This window comes from Nocardia sp. NPDC102475, assembly GCF_055584605.1.
This window is the reverse complement of sequence record NZ_JBVJLS010000009.1, coordinates 305,359-324,609: the sequence shown is the minus strand read 5'-3', so window position 1 is coordinate 324,609 and position 19,251 is coordinate 305,359. Positions and strand designations below refer to the sequence as shown.

Sequence of the window (19,251 nt, the reverse complement as noted above, 5' to 3'; positions counted from 1 at the left end):
CGGCTCCGGCAGGGCCTTGCGGTCCAGCTTGCCGACCGGGGTCAGCGGAATGTGGTCGATCACCATCACCGACGACGGCACCATGTACGCGGGCAGGCGTTCCTCGACGTGCGCGGTCAACTCCGCGACATCGATCGAACGACCCGGTACCGCAACCACATACGACACCAGCGAGGTCGCGCCCGCCGCGCCCTTGTGGCCGACGGTGACCGCGAAGTCGACGGTCTCGTGTGCTGCCAGCGCCGCGTCGATCTCACCGAGTTCGATGCGGAAGCCGCGCACCTTCACCTGGAAGTCGGAGCGGCCAACATATTCGACCTCGCCGGTACGGGGCCCACCCGTCGCCCGACCACCACCCCTCATGGAATCGCTTCGCGATGCAGGAACCCATCTGACCACGTCACCGGTGCGGTACATGCGCGCACCCGCGACATACGGGTTGGCCACGAAGCGTTCCGCGCTCAGCCCGGCGCGGGCGTGATAACCGCGCGCCAGCTGGATGCCCGACAGATACAGCTCACCCGCGACACCCACCGGCACCGGCCGGAGCTGGGCGTCCAGGATCAGCGACTGCATACCGCGGATCGGCGCACCGATCACCACCGTGTCACCGGCCACCAGCGGCTCGCTGATATTGGTCATGATGGTGGTCTCGGTCGGACCGTAGCCGTTGTGGAAGTTGCGGACGGCCCCGTTCTCCAGCGGCACCGCCCACTTCGCGACCAGATCCGCCGGAACCGCCTCACCACCGGCGACCAGCACCCGCAGCGAGTCCAGGCCGCTCGGGTCGAAGGTGGCCAACGCGGCGGGTGTGATGAAGGCGTGCGTGACCCGCTCGGTGCGGATCAGCTCGGACAGTTCCTCACCGCCGTACACGCCGGGCGGCGTAACCACGAGCGCACCGCCCGCGCCGACCGCGAGCAGCAGTTCCAGGATCGAGGCATCGAAACTGGGCGAGGCGAAATGCAGTGCGCGCGAACCGGAATCGAGATCGTAGCGCACGATCTGCTCGACGCTGAAGTTCGCGAGTCCGGCATGGGTGACCACCACACCCTTGGGCACACCGGTGGAGCCCGAGGTGTAGATGACGTAGGCCGGATGCGCCGGACGCAGCGGGCGGACCCGGTCGGCGTCGGTGATCGGACCGCCGTCGAATCCGTCCAGGTCGAGCTCGTCGAGCACCAGCCAGCGCACCGAATCCGGCAGACCGTCGCGAACCGCCGCGACGGTGAGACCGACGGGGGAACCGGAATCGGTGACCATGTGCGCGATGCGCTCGGCCGGGTAGTTCGGGTCGACGGGCACGAATGCCGCACCCGTCTTCGATACCGCCCAGGCCGCGAAGACCGAATCCGCGGACCGCGGCACGCCGACGGCCACCAGATCCTCGGTGCCGATGCCCTCGGCTATGAGCAAGCGTGCCAACCGGTTCGACCGCTCGTCGAGGTCGCCGTAGGACACACGTGTCCCCTGGAACACCACGGCGGTCGCCTTCGGATCCATCGCGGCGGCCTCGGCCAGCAGCTCGGGCAGGGTGCGCGCGGGCACCGCGGGCGCACCGGTGCGGGCGATGAGCTCGGCCCGCTCCTGCGCGTCGAGCACATCGATGGCACCCACCGCGATCGTCGGGTCGGCGGCAATGGCCTCCAGCACCCGCCGCAGGCGCTGCGTGATCAGCTCGGCGGTCGACTCGTCGAACAGCTCGGTGGCGTAGGTGAGCGCCAAAGTCATTCCGGCGGAACCGGTTTCCGACAGCGTGAACTGCAGGTCGAAGCGGGCCACATTCTCGTCGAGATCCAGTGCGGACACCGAGAGACCCGGCAATTCGAGTGCGGTGCGCTCCAGGTTCTGGAATGCGAGCATCACCTGGAACAGCGGGTTGCGCGCCTGCGAGCGTTCCGGCGCGAGCAGTTCCACCAGCCGTTCGAACGGCACATCGGCGTTGCCGAAGGCATCCAGGTCCGTCGAGCGCACCCGGTCCAGCAGCGCCGTGAACGATTCGGACTGATCGATACCGGTGCGCAGCACGAGGGTGTTGACGAACATGCCGACGAGATCGTCGAGCGCCTGCTCACCGCGTCCCGCGATCGGCGAACCGACGGCGATGTCGTCGGTGCCCGACAAACGGGCCAGCAGCACCGTGAGCGCGCTGTGCATCACCATGAACAGCGACGCACCGCGTTGGCGCGCAATACCTTCCAGCGCCGCGATCAGTTCGGCGGGCAGTTCGGTCTGCAGGGTCGCGCCGCGATGCGAGGCGATCGCGGGACGCGGCCGATCGGTGGGCAGCGGAAGTTCGTCCGGGACGCCGTCGAGTGCGCGCTTCCAATGTGCCACCTGACGCGCCATCAGCGACGTCGGATCGTCTTCGGCGCCGAGGACTTCGCGCTGCCAGATGGCGAAGTCCGCGTACTGCACCGGCAGCGGCGCCCAGCCGGGCGCGGCGTCCTGGGCGCGCGCGGTGTAGGCGAGCATCACGTCGCGGGTCAGCGGGCCGAGGGAGAAGCCGTCGGCCGCGATGTGGTGCACGACGACGACGAACACATGCTCATCGGCGCCTGCGGAGAAGAGCCTGGTCCGCAGCGGAGCCTGTTCGGACACATCGAATCCGGTGGTCACGAATTCGGTCACCACCGCGGTCAGCTCGGCCGGGTCGACCGAAACCGGCTGCAGGTCGAGCGCGATCGCGTCGGCGGGCACGATCACCTGGACCGGGGTGCCGCCGTGCTCCGGGTAGCGGGTGCGCAGCGATTCGTGCCTGCGCACCACATCCGCCACCGCCAGCCGCAGCGCCTCGACATCGAGCGCACCGGTCAACCGGATGGCGACCGGGAGGTTGTAGGCCGCGGATGTGGTGTCGTACTTGTTCAGGAACCACATGCGCTGCTGTGCGAACGACAGCGGCACGAGTTCGTCGGCCTTGCGCGGGCGCGCCACGAGCCGGGCGCGCGCGGCGCCGTCGGCATGCGATTCCACCCGGGCCGCGAGCGCTTCCACGGTGGAGGCCTCGAACAGCGCGCGCACCGGGACGGTGGTGCCGAGCGCCGCGCCGATCCGGGCGACCACCCTGGTCGCGATGAGCGAGTTGCCCCCGAGATCGAAGAAGTCGTCGTCGACACCGACCCTGGGCAGGTCGAGCACATCGGCGAAGACCGCGGCGACGGTCTCCTGCACCGGGGTCACCGGTGCGCGGAAAGCCTTGGCCTGCACCGCGGGCGCGGGCAGCGCGCGACGGTCCAGCTTGCCGTTGACGGTCAGCGGAATCCACTCGAGCCGCACCAGCGCCGCGGGCACCATGAAGGACGGAAGTCGTTCCGCCGCACCGCTGCGCACCACATCCAGGTCCGGGATGACATCGGGTTCGGCGACCACATAGGCCACGATCCGCTGATCGCCCGGCTGATCCTCGCGCACGATGACCGCGGCCTGAGCGATGCCCGGCTGGGCCAGGATGGCGGATTCGATTTCACCGAGTTCGATGCGGAAGCCGCGCACCTTGACCTGATCGTCGGCGCGGCCCAGGTATTCGAGTTCGCCGAAGCGGTTCCAGCGCGCGAGGTCGCCGGAGCGGTACAGACGCGTGCCCGCGGCCTCCGCGTCGGCGAGGGGGTTCGCGACGAAGCGGGTGGTGGTCAGGTCCGAGCGACCGAGGTAACCGCGGGCCAACTGCGGTCCCGCGACATACATTTCGCCCGCGACGCCGACCGGCACCGGCCGCAGCCGGTTGTCGAGGACGTACACGCGCAGACCCGCGATGGCGCGGCCGACCACACTGCCGGAGGCGGCGGCGATGGTCGCGGCGTCCAGCGCACGGTAGGACACGTGCACCGTGGTCTCGGTGATGCCGTACATATTGACCAGCAGCGGAGCGACATGCGCCGCGCGCCGGTCGGTGCCGTCACCGTGTCGGGCAACCCAATCCGAAAGCCTGCGCAATTCGAGGGCTTCACCGCCGAACACCACGTAGCGCAAGGCCAGCGGTTCGGCATCCGGAGCGGCATTGCGATCCGCCTCGGCCAGTTGGTAGAACGCGGACGGCGTCTGGTTGAGCACCGTGACCTGCTCCACCCGCAGCAGTTCCAGGAACTGTTCGGGCGAGCGCGAGGTGTAGTAGTCGACGACCACCAGGGTGCCGCCGAACAGCAGCGGACCCCACAGCTCCCACACCGAGAAGTCGAAGGCGTAGGAGTGGAACAGCGTCCACACATCGCGGGGGCCGAAGCCGAAGTCGCGATCGGTATTGGCGAACAGCCGCACCACATTCCGGTGCGCGACCGCGACACCCTTCGGGCGGCCGGTCGAGCCGGAGGTGTAGATCACGTACGCGACATTGTCCGGGGTGAGCGCTGCGAGACGGTCGGCGTCGGTGATCGGCGCATCGTCGGCGTCCTCGACATTGCCGGTCTCCACCGCGAATCCGTCGAGCACCACGGTCGGCAGCTCGTCGGGCACCCTCACCTGAACCGTCGAATCGAGAATCACGCTGGTCGGACGCGAATCCGCGAGCACGTAGGCGATGCGGTCGGCCGGGTAGGTCGGGTCGACGGGCACATAGCCCGCACCAGTCTTCACCACCGCGAGCAACGCGACCACGAGATCGAGCGAGCGCGGCAGGATCACCGCGACCAGCGACTCGGGACCCGCGCCGTCGGCGATCAGCCTGCGCGCCAACACATTCGCGCGCCGATCCAGCTCCGCGTAGGTCAGCGATTCGATGCCGAATTTGGCCGCCGTATTGTCCGGATGCGCGGCCACCGTCTGCTCGAACAGATCGACCAGCGTGGTACCGGGAGCACTGAATCGCGGTGCGCTGTATCGGATTGCGGCGCTCCCGGTGCCCTGCGTGCGCGCGTACGCCTTGCCGGGCGCTGTCTCGACGGCCCCCCGTGCTGCCTCCGGGCCCGTCGCTCGCGCCAGGCTGTCGAATCCGGACGACACCCAGCGCTGCGACACATTGAGCCGCTCGGCCTCACCGAGCAGATCGATATCGCCGATGACGATCTCGGGATCCTCGACCACACTCTGCAGAATCCGGACCAGGCGATCGGCGAACGATGCCACCGTCTCCGGATCGAACAGCTCGGTGGCGTAGTTCCACGACAGGCCGAGCGCACCGTCGGCGGTTTCGCCGACGGTCAGCTGCACATCGAATTTGGCTGTGCCGGGATCGAATTCGACCACCGACAGCTCGACGCCCGGCAGTGCGATGGTGCCCATTTCCGCAGCCGAGGCGGCTTCGAAGGTCAACGCCACCTGGAACAGCGGGTGGTGTGCCTGCGAGCGGGCCGGGCTGATGACATCCACCAGCCGCTCGAACGGCACATCGGCGTTGGCGAAGGCCGCGAGATCGGTGCGGCGCACCTGCGCGAGCAGATCGCTGAACTTGGCGCTCGGCTCGACCTCGTTGCGCAGCACCAGCGTATTGACGAACATGCCGACCAGATCGTCGAGCGCGCGTTCACCGCGGCCGGCGATCGGGGTGCCGATGGCGATATCGGTGCTGTTCGACAGCCGGGCCGCCCAGGCCGCAAGTGCCGCATGCATGACCATGAACAGCGTGACCCCGCGAGCGCGGGCGAGTTCGGCCAGCGCACCGTGCAATTCGGCGTCGATCGAGAAGCCGTGCGTGCCACCGGCATTGGACGCGACCTCGGGCCGCGAGCGGTCGGCGGGCAGTTCGATCTGATCGGGCAGATCGACCAGCTGCTCGGTCCAGTACGCGAGCTGCTGTGCCGCGACCGATTCCGGATCGTCCTCGCTGCCGAGCACGTCACGCTGCCACAGCGCGTAGTCGGCGTACTGGACATCCAGCGGCGTCCAGGCGGGCACCTCACCGCGACTGCGCTCGGTGTAGGCCAGCACCACGTCACGCAGCAGCGGACGCAGCGAGAAACCGTCACCGCTGATGTGGTGCATGACGAGCACCGCGACATGGTTCTGCGCATCGATGCTGAGCAGGTTGGCCCGGAACGGCACCTCGCTGGTCACATCGAAGTACACGCTCGCCAGCTCGACGATGCGCGCGGGCACCGCGCCGGGGGCGATCGCCTCGGTAGCCAGCTCGAAGCGCACCTCGTCGGTGTGCAGCACGTGCTGGTAACCGGCGCCTTCGACCTCCGGGTAGATGGTGCGCAGCGCCTCGTGCCTGGCCAGCACATCGCCGACGGCGGCGTTCAGCGCGGCGATATCGACATCGCCGGTGAGCCGGACGGCCACCGGAATGTTGTTGACCGCGGTGCGGTTGTCGAAGCGGTTCAGGAACCACATCCGCTGCTGGGCCAGCGACAGCGGGACCAGCTCGGGGCGCGGTTGCGGGGTCAGCGGTGCGCGACCTCCTTCGCCCGCCGCCGATTCCACCAGCGCGGCCAGTGCCGCGACATTCGAAGCCTCGAACAGCGCGCGCACCGGGATCTGGGTGTCCAGCGCCGCGCCGAGTCGTGCGGCGACCTGGGTGGCGATCAGCGAGTTGCCGCCGAGTTCGAAGAAATCGTCGTCCAAGCCGACGCCGTGGCCGACGCCCTGCAGACCCAGCACCTCCGCGAAGGTGCCCGCGACGATCTCCTCCACCGGGGTGGTCGGCGCGCGGAATACCTTGGCAGCGAACGTCGGTGTGGGCAGCGCCTTGCGGTCCAGCTTGCCGGAGGCATTGAGCGGGAACTCGTCGAGCACCATGTAGGCCGCTGGCACCATGTACGCGGGCAACTGCTCGCCGAGCGTGTTCTTGACGGTCTCGATCTCGATGGCGCGGTCCGGATTCGCGACCAGGTAGGCGACCAGCTGATCGCCGGTCCGGTCATCCGAATGCACGAGCACGACCGCTTGCGCCACCGCGGCCTGCGCGGTGAGCGCGGACTCGATCTCACCGAGTTCGATGCGCAGACCGCGCAACTTCACCTGGAAGTCGGTGCGGCCCAGGTACTCCAGTTCACCGCGCGGCGTCCACATCACGAGGTCACCGGTGCGGTACATGCGCTCGGCGGCACCGAACGGGTTCGCGACGAAACGTTCGGTGGTCAGGTCCGGGCGGCCGACATAGCCGTGCGCCAACTGCGCGCCCGCCAGATACAGCTCACCCGGGACGCCCGCGGGCACCGGACGCAACCGCGAATCCAGCACGTACACCTGGGTGTTGAACACCGGCGCACCGATCGGCACCGAGCTGATATCGGCATCGGTCACCTCGTGGAAGGTGACGTCGACCGCGGCCTCGGTGGGGCCGTACAGATTGTGCAGTCGAGCGCCGGTCAGCTGGCGCAGCCGCTGCGCGGCCACGGCGGGCAGCGCCTCACCGGAGGCGAAAACATTACGCAGACTGGTGCATTCGGCCGCACGGTCCTCGGCGACGAATACCGAGAGCATGGACGGCACGAAGTGCACCGTGGTGACCTGCTCGTCGACGATCAGGCGCGCCATATAGGCCGGATCGCGGTGACCGTCCGGCTTGGCGACGACCAGGCGCGCGCCGACCTGCAAGGGCCAGAAGAACTCCCACACCGACACGTCGAAGGTCGCCGGAGTCTTCTGCAGCACAACGTCTTCGGCGGACAGACCGTATTCGGCGTGCATCCACACCAGGCGGTTGACGATCGCGGCGTGCGAGACCGCGACACCCTTGGGACGACCGGTCGAACCCGAGGTGAAGATCACGTACGCGGTATTGCCCGGACGCAGCGGGCGATGACGATCCGCGTCGGTCAGCGGTTCATCCGAGAACTCGGCGAGGTCGAGTTCATCGATACGGACCTGGCGCGACACCGTGGTCTCCAGATCGGTGCCGGAGGTCAGCACGCAGACCGGTCGCGCGGTCTCCAGGATGTAGTCGATGCGCTCGGCCGGATGATCCGGATCCAGCGGCACGTACGCACCACCGGCGGCATTGATCGCGTACATGCCGACGACCAGATCGATCGAGCGCCGCATGCCCAGGGCCACATAGGACTCCGGGCCGACGCCGTTCTGCTTCAGCCAGCGCGCCAGACGGTGTACGCGGGCGGCGAACTCGGCGTAGGAAAGAGTTGTCCCCTCGTAACTGACCGCGTAGGCGTCCGGCGTGCGCAAAACCTGCGCCTCGAACAGCGAGACCAGCGTCGCGGCCGCATCGCCGACCGGCGAGGTCAGTGCCGCGTCCACCGGGAATTCGGTCTCGTTCCACCGGTCGAGCACCTGGGTCCGCTCGGTGTCGTCGAGCAGGTCGATATCGCCCACCACGATCGCCGGTGCGGCGGTGATACCGCGCAGCACCCGGACGAATCGCTCAGCGAAGGCGTCAGCGAACGGATCGTCGAAAAGGTCGGTGGCATAGACGAGTTCGGCGGCCATCTCCGATTCCGCACCCTCGCTCAGCGTGAGCTGCAGGTCGACCTTGGCGGTCGGCGGATCGATGCCGAGTTCGGAAACCGCGAGTCCGGGCAGCTCCAGCGAGGTGCGCCCGAGGTTCTGGAACGACAGCATCACCTGGAACAGCGGATGCCGCGCCTGCGAGCGAGCCGGGTTGAGCACCTCGACCAAACGCTCGAACGGCACGTCGGCGTGTGCGAAGGCCTGCAGATCGCGCTCGCGCACCTGGGCGAGCAGATCGGTGAACGCTTCGGTCGGATCGACCTGCGTGCGCAGCACCAGGGTGTTGACGAACATGCCGACCAGGTCGTCGAGGACCTGCTCGCCACGACCGGCCACCGGGATGCCGATGGCGATGTCATCCGAACCGCTCAGCCGCGCGAGCAGCGTCGCGAATGCACTGTGCACCACCATGAACAGCGTGGTGTTGTGCTCGTGCGCGACGCGGTTCAGCGCCTCAACGAGTGCGCCGGGCAGCTGGAATCGGTGCGTGCGTGCCGCATACGACGCGACGACCGGCCGCGGCTTGGGCGAGAGACGCAGTTCCTCGGGCAGTCCGGCCAGGGTTTCGCGCCAGTAGCCGAGCTGTTCGGAGATAAGCGAGGTCGGATCGTCCTCGGAGCCGAGCGTTTCGCGTTGCCACAGTGCGTAATCCACGTACTGCACCGCCAGCGGCGGCCAGACCGGCGCGGATTCCGAACTGCGCGCGATGTAGGCCGACATCAGATCGCGGACCAGCGGACGCATCGAGAAGCCGTCCGCCGCAATGTGGTGCACCACGACCGAGAGCACGTGGTTCTGCGTGTTGTCGCGCCACTTCTTGCTGCTCAGCGGCGCGCGCTCGACCTGGTAGAGCCGAATCCGCACCGGGGATTCGGTCGTGATATCGAAACCGCGACCGATGAATTCGTAGAGGGCACTGCCCAATTCGCTTTCGGCGACCGGGACGATCTCCAGTTCCGGGATCGCCCGCGCGGCCGCAAGCACCTGCTGGTAGGCCACGCCCTCGTGCGACGGGTAGATCGTGCGCAGCGATTCGTGCCGGGTGATCACATCGGCGATCGCGCCGCGCAATGCGGGCAGATCGAGATGCCCGTGCAGCCGCACCGCCGCCGGAATATTGTCGGCGGCCGAATCGGCGTCGAAGCGGTTGAGGAACCACATCCGCTGCTGTGCGAGCGACAGCGGCGGGTACTCCGGCCGGGGACGCACGGTCAGCGCCTGGCGGGCACCGGCCCCGGCACTGGCCTCCATGCGCGCGGCGAGCGCGGCGACGGTCGGCGCCTCGAACAGCAGGCGCACCGGAACCTGGGTGTCCAGTGCCGCGCCGAGTCGCGCCACCACCTGGGTGGCGACCAGCGAGTTGCCGCCGAGATCGAAGAAGTTGTCGTCGATGCCGATGCGCTCGTGACTCAGCACATCGCTGAAAATGTCGACGACGATCTCTTCGATCGGGGTCGACGGTGCGCGGAATTCCTTGGCCTCGAAGACGGGTTCGGGCAGCGCGCGCCGATCGAGCTTGCCGTTGGGGTTCAGCGGCATGGCGTCGAGCACCACGATGGCGGCGGGGACCATGTACGACGGCAGCTGCTCGGTCAGGTGCGCGCGCAGCTCGTCGAGGTCGACCGCGTCGCCATTGGCGGGCACCACATAGGCGACCAGCTGATCACCGGTCCGCGCATCCGCACGCACCAGGGCGACCGCCTGTGCCACCGAATCGTGTGTGGTGAGGGCGGTTTCGATCTCACCGAGTTCGATGCGCAGACCGCGCAGCTTGACCTGGAAGTCGGTGCGGCCGAGGTAGACGATGGCACCGTCGGCGTTGCGGGTCACGAGGTCGCCGGTGCGGTACATCCGGGATCCGCAGGCGCCGAACGGGTTGGCCACGAAGCGATCCGCGGTCAGATCGGTACGTCCGAAGTAGCCGCGCGCCAACTGCGCACCAGCCAGATACAACTCACCCGCGACACCCGGCGCGACCGGATGCAGGCGGGCATCGAGCACATACGCCTGGGCATTCCAGACCGGCAGACCGATCGGCACCGCGCCGACCAGACCCTGTGCCACCGGACCGTGCGTCGCGTGCACCGCGAATTCGGTCGGACCGTAGAGGTTGTAGAGCTCAGCGGAGCTGACCTTGCGAATGGCGGCGACGGTGTCGCCGGTGAAGGCCTCACCGGCGACCAGCAATGCGCGCAACGACTCGAGCGCCGCGCCACCGGCGGCATCCACACTGCCCGCGAAGACGGTCAGCATCGAGGGCACGAACGAGGTCATGGTGACCCGCTCGGCCGCAATGACTTCCGCAAGGTACTGCGGGTCGCGATGCCCGTCCGGACTCGCGACGACAATCCGGCCACCGGTGGACAACGGGCCGAACAGCTCCCACACCGACACGTCGAACGTGGCAGGGGTCTTGAACAGCACGACGTCATCGGCACCGATGCCGTATTCACCGGTGATCCAACGGATCTGGTTCACCACGGCCGCGTGCGGCAGCGCCACACCCTTCGGACGACCGGTCGAACCGGACGTGAAGATCACATACGCGGTGTTCTCCGCCCGCAGCGGTGCGATCCGCTCCGCATCGGTGACCGGCGCATCCGAGTACTCGGACAGCTCCAGCTCATCGATGGAAAGCGTGGGCAGCCCGCCGCTTTCGAAGTTGTCCCGCGAGGTCGTCAGCACACAGGCCGGTGCCGCCGACTCGAGCACATAGCTGATCCGCTCGGTGGGCTGATCCAGGTCCAGCGGCACATAGCCGCCGCCGGCCTCCTGCACCGCGTACGCCGCGACCACGAAATCGACCGAACGCCGCAGACCGAGGGCGACCAGCTTTTCCGGTCCGACACCGGCCTCGATCAACCGCCGCGCCAAGCGGTGCACGCGTGCACCGAATTCGGCATACGTCAGCGAAGTGCCGGTCGCGGGATCCACGATCGCGACCGCATCCGGCGTGGCCGCGGCCTGAGCGGCGAACTCGCCGACCAAGGTGAGCCCGGCAGCCTTGCGAACACCGGAACGCCGCGGGGTGCGGCCGGGCTGACGACGCGGCAGCAAATCGTGCTTGGTGTCGTTCCAGCCGACCACCGCGAGTGCGGTTTCCTGATCGTCGAGCAGCTGGATATCGCCGATCGGCACGGTCGGATCGGCGATGATGGCCGCCAGGATCCGATCGAGGCGCCGCGCGAAGGCCGCCACCGTGTCCTCGTCGAAAAGATCGAGGGCATAGGAGATTTCGGCCGACATACCGGCGGCCGCGCCCGATTCCTGGGTCTCCTGCAGGGTCAGCTGCAGATCGAATTTGGCCAGTCGCGCGTCGTAATCGATGCCGTTGACCGACAGTCCGGGCAGTTCCAGGTTGGCCTGCTTGACGTTCTGGAACGCCAGCATCACCTGGAACAGCGGATTGCGGGCCTGCGAGCGGGCCGGGTTGAGAATTTCGACCAGGCGCTCGAACGGCAGATCCGCGTGCGCGAACGCCTGCAGGTCGGTTTCCCTTGCCAGGGCGAGCAGGTCGGCGAAGCTCGCCGAACCCGCGACCTCGGTGCGCAATACCAGCGTATTGACGAACATGCCGATCAGGTCGTCCAGCGCGGCCTCACCACGACCGGCGGCCGGCGTACCGATGGCGATATCGCTGGTACCGCTGGCCCGCGCCAGCAGCACGGCGAGCGCGCTGTGCATGACCATGAACAGCGACGAATTGTGCTTGCGACCCAGATCGATGAGCGCACGCTGGGTCTCGGCGGAGATCACGAACGCGTAGGTGCCACCGCGGTAGGAGGCGATCGCCGGACGCGGGCGGTCCGAAGGCAGCACCAATTCGTCGGGCAGATCGGCGAGTTGTTCGGTCCAGTAGCGGATCTGGCTGGAGATCAGCGACTCCGGATCACCCTCGGAGCCGAGCACCTCGCGCTGCCACAGCGCGTAGTCCGCGTACTGCACCGGCAGCGCGGACCAGGCGGGCGACTCCCACGAGGTGCGCGCCGCGTACGCCACCATGACGTCACGCGCCAGCGGCCCCATCGACCAACCGTCGGCCGAAATGTGGTGCACCACCATGCCGAGTACGAACTCGGACTCGCTGATCTCGAAAAGCCTTGCGTGCAAAGGCACTTCGTCGGTGACGTCGAAAGCCATGGAGGCCAGGTCGATCAGATGCTCGACCAGCGTCTCCTCGGTGACCCGGTACGGAGTCAGGTCGGGCACGATCTGCGCCGCGTCGAGCACCACCTGAACCGGACCGCTCTTGGTCTCCGGGAAGACGGTGCGCAGCGATTCGTGCCGGTCGATCACGTCGATGACCGCGACCTGCAGTGCGGCGACATCGAGATCACCGGAGAGCCGGATGGCGACCGGAATGTTGTTGACGGCCGAGGCGGTATCGAAGCGGTTGAGGAACCACATGCGCTGCTGCGCGAGCGACAGCGGCACCTCCTCCGGGCGCTCCCGGGCGACCAGCGCACTGCGGGCGCCGGCACCGGCATGCGATTCCACCCGGGCCGCCAGCGCGGCGACGGTGGACGCCTCGAACACCATCCGCACCGGCACCCGGGTATCGAGTGCGGTGCCGATGCGCGAGGCCACCTGGGTGGCGATCAGTGAGTTGCCGCCGAGTTCGAAGAAGTCGTCGTCCACGCCGACGCGCGGCAGGTCGAGCACCTCACCGAAGATCTGGGCGACGATCTCCTCGATGGGCGTGCTCGGCGCACGGAAGGTGTGCACCTCGAAGACCGGCTTGGGCAGGGCGCGCCGATCGAGCTTGCCGTTCGCATTGAGCGGCATGGCCTCGAGCGTCACAAACGCCGCGGGCACCATGTAGGTGGGCACCATGCCTGCCAGATGCGTGCGCAGCGCGGTATCGAATCCCGCCTCCGGCTCGGCCTCGGTCGGCACCACATAGGCGACCAGCTGGTCGCCGAGGCGGCTGTCGGAACGAACCAGCGCGACCGCCTGCGCCACCGCGGGATGGGCGCGCAAAGCGGCTTCGATCTCGCCGAGCTCGATCCGGACACCGCGCAGTTTCACCTGGAAGTCGGTGCGACCGCTGTAGACGATCTGTCCCGCGGCATCGCGGGTCACCAGGTCACCGGTGCGGTACATGCGAGAACCGCTGGGGCCGAACGGATTCGCGACGAAGCGGTCCGCCGTCATATCCGGCCGGGTGAGATAACCGCGCGCCAGCTGGTCGCCCGACAGATACAGCTCACCCGCGACACCCGGCGGCACCGGATGCAGCCGCGCGTCGAGCACGTAGGCCTGGGTGTTCCAGACCGGCGCACCGATCGGCACCGCGCCGCGCACCACCTCGCCGACGACCGCATGGGTGGCGTTGACGGTGAATTCGGTTGGGCCGTAAAGGTTTATCAGCGTGATATCGGGGCGGCCGAGCTTGCGGAACGCCTCCACCGCCTCACCGGTGAACGCCTCACCACCGACCAGCAGCATGCGCACCGAGCTCAGTGCCGCCGCATCGACGGTACCGGCGAATACGGTCAGCAGCGACGGCACGAACGAGGTCACGGTGACCTGTTCGGCGGCGATGACCTCGGTCAGATATTGGGTGTCGCGGTAGCCGTCGTGGGTGGCGATAACGGTCCGGCCGCCGGTCAGCAAGGGCGCCAACGGCTCCCACACCGACGCGTCGAAGGTGGCCGGGGTCTTGTACAGCGCGACATCGTCGGCGCCGATTCCGAATTCGCTGATGAGCCAGCGCATCTGGTGCACCAGCGCGGCATGCGATACCCCGACGCCCTTGGGACGACCGGTGGAGCCCGAGGTGAAGATCGCGTACGCCAGATGCTCCGGGCGCAACGGCGAGATGCGCTCGGCATCGGTCACCGGGGCATCGGAGATCCCGGACAGATCGAGCTCGTCGACAACGAGCGACTCCAGGCCCTCCGGCGCGAACCGGTCCCGCGACGTGGTCAGCACATAGGCAGGCGCCGCGGTATCGAGCACATGGGCGATGCGTTCGGCAGGCTGATCGAGATCGAGCGGCACATAGGTGCCACCGGCCTCGAGCACCGCGTGAATCGCGGTCACCAGGTCGAGCGAGCGTCGCATACCGAGCGCGACCGGAACATCCGGGCCGACGCCCGCCTGGATCAGCCAGCGCGCGAGTGCGTGCACCCGAGAGCCGAAATCCGCATATGTCAGCGTCGCACCGACGGCTGGGGTGAAGCCGTCGACGGAACGGTCGACCACGGCGATGGCGTCCGGTGTCGCGGCCACCTGGCGGGTGAACAGATCGCTCACCGTCCCGGCCGCCTCGAGCTCGCGCGGCGCGCCGTGCCAGCCGTCGCGCGCCAGCTCGACCTCGTGCTCGTCGAGCAGATCGATATCGCCGACGATCGCCGCCGGATCCGCGGTCACACCGCGCAGAATCCGCACCAGTCGATCGGTGAACGACGAAACAGTCGCCTCGTCGAACAGGTCGGTGGCGTAGGAGACGACAACCGAAACGCCCGCGGGCTCACCCTGATTGCCGCGCTGTTCGGTCAGCGTCCAGAGCAGATCGAATTTGGCGATGTGGACTTCGAGTTCGGCGGCCGACACCGACAGTCCGGGCAGTTCCAGTGTGCCGTGCGACATCTCCTGGAACGACAGCATCACCTGGAACAGCGGATGCCGCGCCTGCGAGCGGGTCGGGTTGACCACCTCGACGAGACGTTCGAACGGAACGTCGCTGTAGGCGAACGCCGCGAGGTCGACTTCCCTGGTGCGCCCGAGGAATTCGGTGAAGGACCGACCCGGATCGACCTCCGAGCGCAGCACGAGCGTGTTGACGAACATGCCGATCAGGTCGTCGAGGGCCTGTTCGCCACGTCCGGCGACCGGGGTGCCGATGGCGATATCGGTGGTGCCGGAGAGCCGGGCCAGCAGCAGTGCGAGCGCGGCGTGCAGCACCATGAACGGGGTCGCGCCCTCGGCGCGAGCCAGTGCGCTCAGCCGGATGTGCAGTTCGGCATCGATATCGAAAGCGAACTGCGCGCCGCGGAAGCTCTGCACCGGCGGACGCTGCCGATCGGTGGGCAGATCCAGCTGATCCGGCAGACCGGCCAGCGCGTCGCGCCAGTAGGCGATCTCGCGGGCGGCCATGGACTCGGAATCGCTTTCGGCGCCGAGCAATTCGCGCTGCCACAGGGTGTAGTCGCGGTACTGCACCGGCAGGGGCGCCCAGGCGGGTGCTTCCCCGGCCGCGCGGGCCAGATACGCGGTCGTGACGTCGCGCGCGAGCGGCCCGAACGAAAAGCCGTCCGCCGCGATGTGGTGCACGACGAAGGCGAGCGCGTACTCGGGCGTGTCATCCGAGGACGCACCGGTGATCTGATACAGGCGCACCCGAATGGGCAGCTCGGTCGAGACATCGAAGCCGGCGGAGGCGAATTCGGTGAGCACGTCGAGCAATTCGGACGCCTCGAGCGGCTGCACGTCGACACCGAGGTCGACTTCCTCGATCGGCAGCACCTGCTGATAAGCGCCGTCGCCCGAGTTGGGGAAGATGGTGCGCAGCGATTCCTGGCGGGTCAGCACATCGGTGAGCGCGGCCCGCATCGCGTCGAAATCGACGCGACCGCCCAACCGCACCACGAACGGCAGGTTGTAGGTCGGCACCGTGGAGTCGAACTGGTTGATGAACCACATCCGCTGCTGTGCCAGCGACAGCGGCACCCGCTCGGGCAGTTCCTGGGCCACCAGGGCCGGGCGTGGCCGCTCGGTGGGCGGCGCCGATTCGGCGCGGGCGGCCAGACCGGCCACGGTCGGGGTCTCGAACAGCGCACGCACGCCGATCCGGGTGCCGAATGCCGCGCCGATCCGCGCCACCACCTGGGTGGCGACCAGCGAGTTGCCACCCAGATCGAAGAAGTTGTCATCGATGCCGACGCGTTCCTGGCTGAGCACATCGGCGAAGATCGCCGCCACGATCTGCTCGGCCGGGGTACGCGGGGCACGGAATGCGGTCGCGTCCACGCTGAACACCGGCTCCGGCAGGGCCTTTCGGTCCAGCTTGCCGGAGGTGTTGAGCGGGAATGCGTCCAGCACCATGATCGCCGCGGGCACCATGTAGCTCGGCAGCTTTTCCGCGACGAACCGGGTGAGCTCGATCGCTTCGATCGACTGGCCCGGCGCGGGCACGACATAGGCGACCAACTGCTGACCGGTCGCGGTATCCACCACCAGCACCGCGGCCTGGCTGACCGCAGGATGGGCCAGCAGGTCGGTTTCGATCTCACCGAGCTCGATGCGCTGACCGCGGAACTTCACCTGGAAATCGGTGCGGCCGATGTATTCCAGGGTCCCCGCGACATTCCAGCGCACCAGGTCACCGGTGCGGTATATGCGCTCGCCATTGCTGCCGAACGGATTGGCGACGAACCGATCCGAGGTCAGATCCGCCCGACCGCGATAACCACGCGCCAGCTGACGCCCACCCAGATATAGCTCACCCGGTGCGCCGACGGCCGCCGGGCGCAGCCGCGAATCCAGCACGTAGACCTGGACATTCCATTCCGGAATACCGATCGGCACCGTGACGGTGTCGGCGGCGGTGGCCTCCCAATAGGTGACCGAGACCGCGGCCTCGGTGGGGCCGTACAGGTTGTGCAGACCCGCCGAGGTGATCGTGCGGAAACCCGCGGCGGTCTCCGGCGGCAGCGCCTCACCGATGACGAAAACCGCACGCAGCGTGGCACATTGGGCGGCGGTGGCATGGGCGACGAAAACCGTCAGCATGGACGGCACGAAGTCGGTGACGGTGACGCCGTGCCGCTCGATCATCTCGGCGACATACAGCGGATCGCGGTGCCCGTCCGGGGTCGCGACAACAAGTTTCGCGCCGACCATCAGCGGCAGGAAGTAACCCCACAGCGATACGTCGAAGGTGGTCGCGGTCTTCTGCAGGTACACATCGTCGGCGGTCAGGCGGTACTCGTCGAGCATCCACAGCTGCTGGTTGACGATCGCATGATGGGTTACCGCAACACCTTTCGGGCGTCCGGTCGAACCCGAGGTGTAGATCACGTAGGCGGTGTTGCCCGGCCGCAGCGGCGCGCGCCGCTCCGAATCCGCCACCGGCGCATCGTCGTACGCGGATACGTCGAGGGTGTCGATTTCCACCCGGCGCACCGATTCCGGCAGCTCGAGTTCGTCACCGGAGACCGTCAGCACACAGACCGGTGCCGCGGACTCGAGGATGTAGGCGGTGCGATCGGCCGGATGATCCGGATCGATCGGCACATACGCGCCACCGGCCTTGAGCACCGCGTGCATACCGACGACGAGATCCAGCGAACGTCGCATGCCAAGTGCGACAAGCGATTCCGGGCCGACACCGTCGGCGATCAGGAACCGGGCCAGGCGATTGACCCGCGCGGCGAACTCCGCATAGGTCAGCTGCGCGCCCTCGAAATCGAGCGCGACGTTGTCCGGGGTCAGCTGAATCTGCGCATCCAGCAGCGCCGCCAGGGTGGTTTCCGGGACGTCCTGCTCGGAGTCGTTCCACTCCGCGACGGTCAGCTCCCGCTCCGTCGCGGTGGTCAGCTCGAGGCCCCAGACCGGCGCATCCGCCTCGGCCCGCAGGAAGCGCTCGAAGAATTCGAGGAAGCGTTCGTGCTGACGCTGCGTCTCCGCCTCGGAGTACAGGTTCGGGTTCGTCTCGAAGTCGATGCGCGCGCGCGAACCGCCCTCGGACTGATAGAAGTTGACGCCGAGATCCTCGATGCTGCCGGTGGACAGCACCACCATGGTGCCGACCATCGAGCCCATGCTGATCTTGTCCTGGAACAGCATGATGTTGACCCAGGGGCCGAAGAACTCCCTGGTCACCACGCCCTCACCGGCCGCGTCGCGACGGATGTCCTCGTGCCGGTAGCGCTGGTGCCGCAGCGCGCCGGTCACCTCGACCTGGACCTGCTTGAGCACATCGGCCACGGTGGTCTCGTACCCGATCCGCAGCCGCAACGGCACGATATTCGACGAGACGCCGCCGGAGCGGCGCATCACGGCAGTGGTCCGCGCGGTCACCGGCAGGCTGAGGATCACGTCCTCGGAACTGGTCCACTGCGCCAGATATCCGGCGAACGCGGCGAGCAGCAACCCGGCCGGCGACGAATCATGGCGCGCCACAGCCGCTTCCAGCACCGCGTTCTGCTCGTCCGAGAGCAGCACACTGCTGAGGGTGTTGATCGGTGCCGGTCCCGCGGACCGGCCCGCCAGGCTGGTGCCGTCCTCCACACCGGCGACCCGCTCGGCCCAGTACGTCTTGTCCGACTGGAACCGGGAACTGTCCCGGTAGGCCATCTCCTGCTCGTAGAGCGTGCGCAGGTGCGCGGCGTTCGCCGGTGCGGGCTCGGTGCCGTTCGACAGGGCGGTGTACCAGTCGGCGACCCTGGAAAGGTTGGTCACCGCGCCGAAGCCGTCCAGCACGATGTGGTGCGCGCGCAGGTACAGGTACCAGTGGTGATCGCCCACCTGCAGGCCCGCGAAGCGCAGCAGCCGATCCTCGAGCAGGTTCAGCGGGGCGCTGTACTCGGCGCGCATCCACGCCATGGCGGCGGCCTGGGGATCGGCCTCACCGCGGAAGTCGACGTAGTAGACCTTGTCCCGGTCCGGAATCGTGTAGTCGATCCACTGATACGGCTGGCCGTCGACCTCGGTGATGCAGAGCATGCCGGAGCCGCGCTCCTGCCCGGAGCTGATCAGCGCCTCGCGCAGGACCTTCAGGTCGAGGTCGCCGTGCAGGTCGACGTACTGCGCGATGTTGATCGGCACCTGCGGGTCGACGTGCTGGGCGTACCAGATACCCAGCTGCGCCGGGGACAACGGGAACGGCTCGCTCGACTCCCTCGAAGCAGCGTGTGCCCGTTCGCCACCAGTTTCGCCGTTTCCGCCGAAATCCAGCCGGTCCAA

Annotated in this window: 1 protein-coding gene (only partly in view); it reads right to left on the bottom strand. The window is 67.9% G+C overall.

All coding sequences use genetic code 11. The features are described 5' to 3' along the window. Nucleotides 1-19,251, bottom strand: partial view of a non-ribosomal peptide synthase/polyketide synthase gene (locus tag ACZ60G_RS19075; RefSeq protein WP_465811392.1) — the 5' end (the start) only. 24,552 nt of this gene lie to the left of the window's left edge; the window shows 19,251 of its 43,803 coding nt (coding positions 1-19,251); the start codon lies at nucleotides 19,249-19,251; its stop codon lies beyond the left edge, outside the window.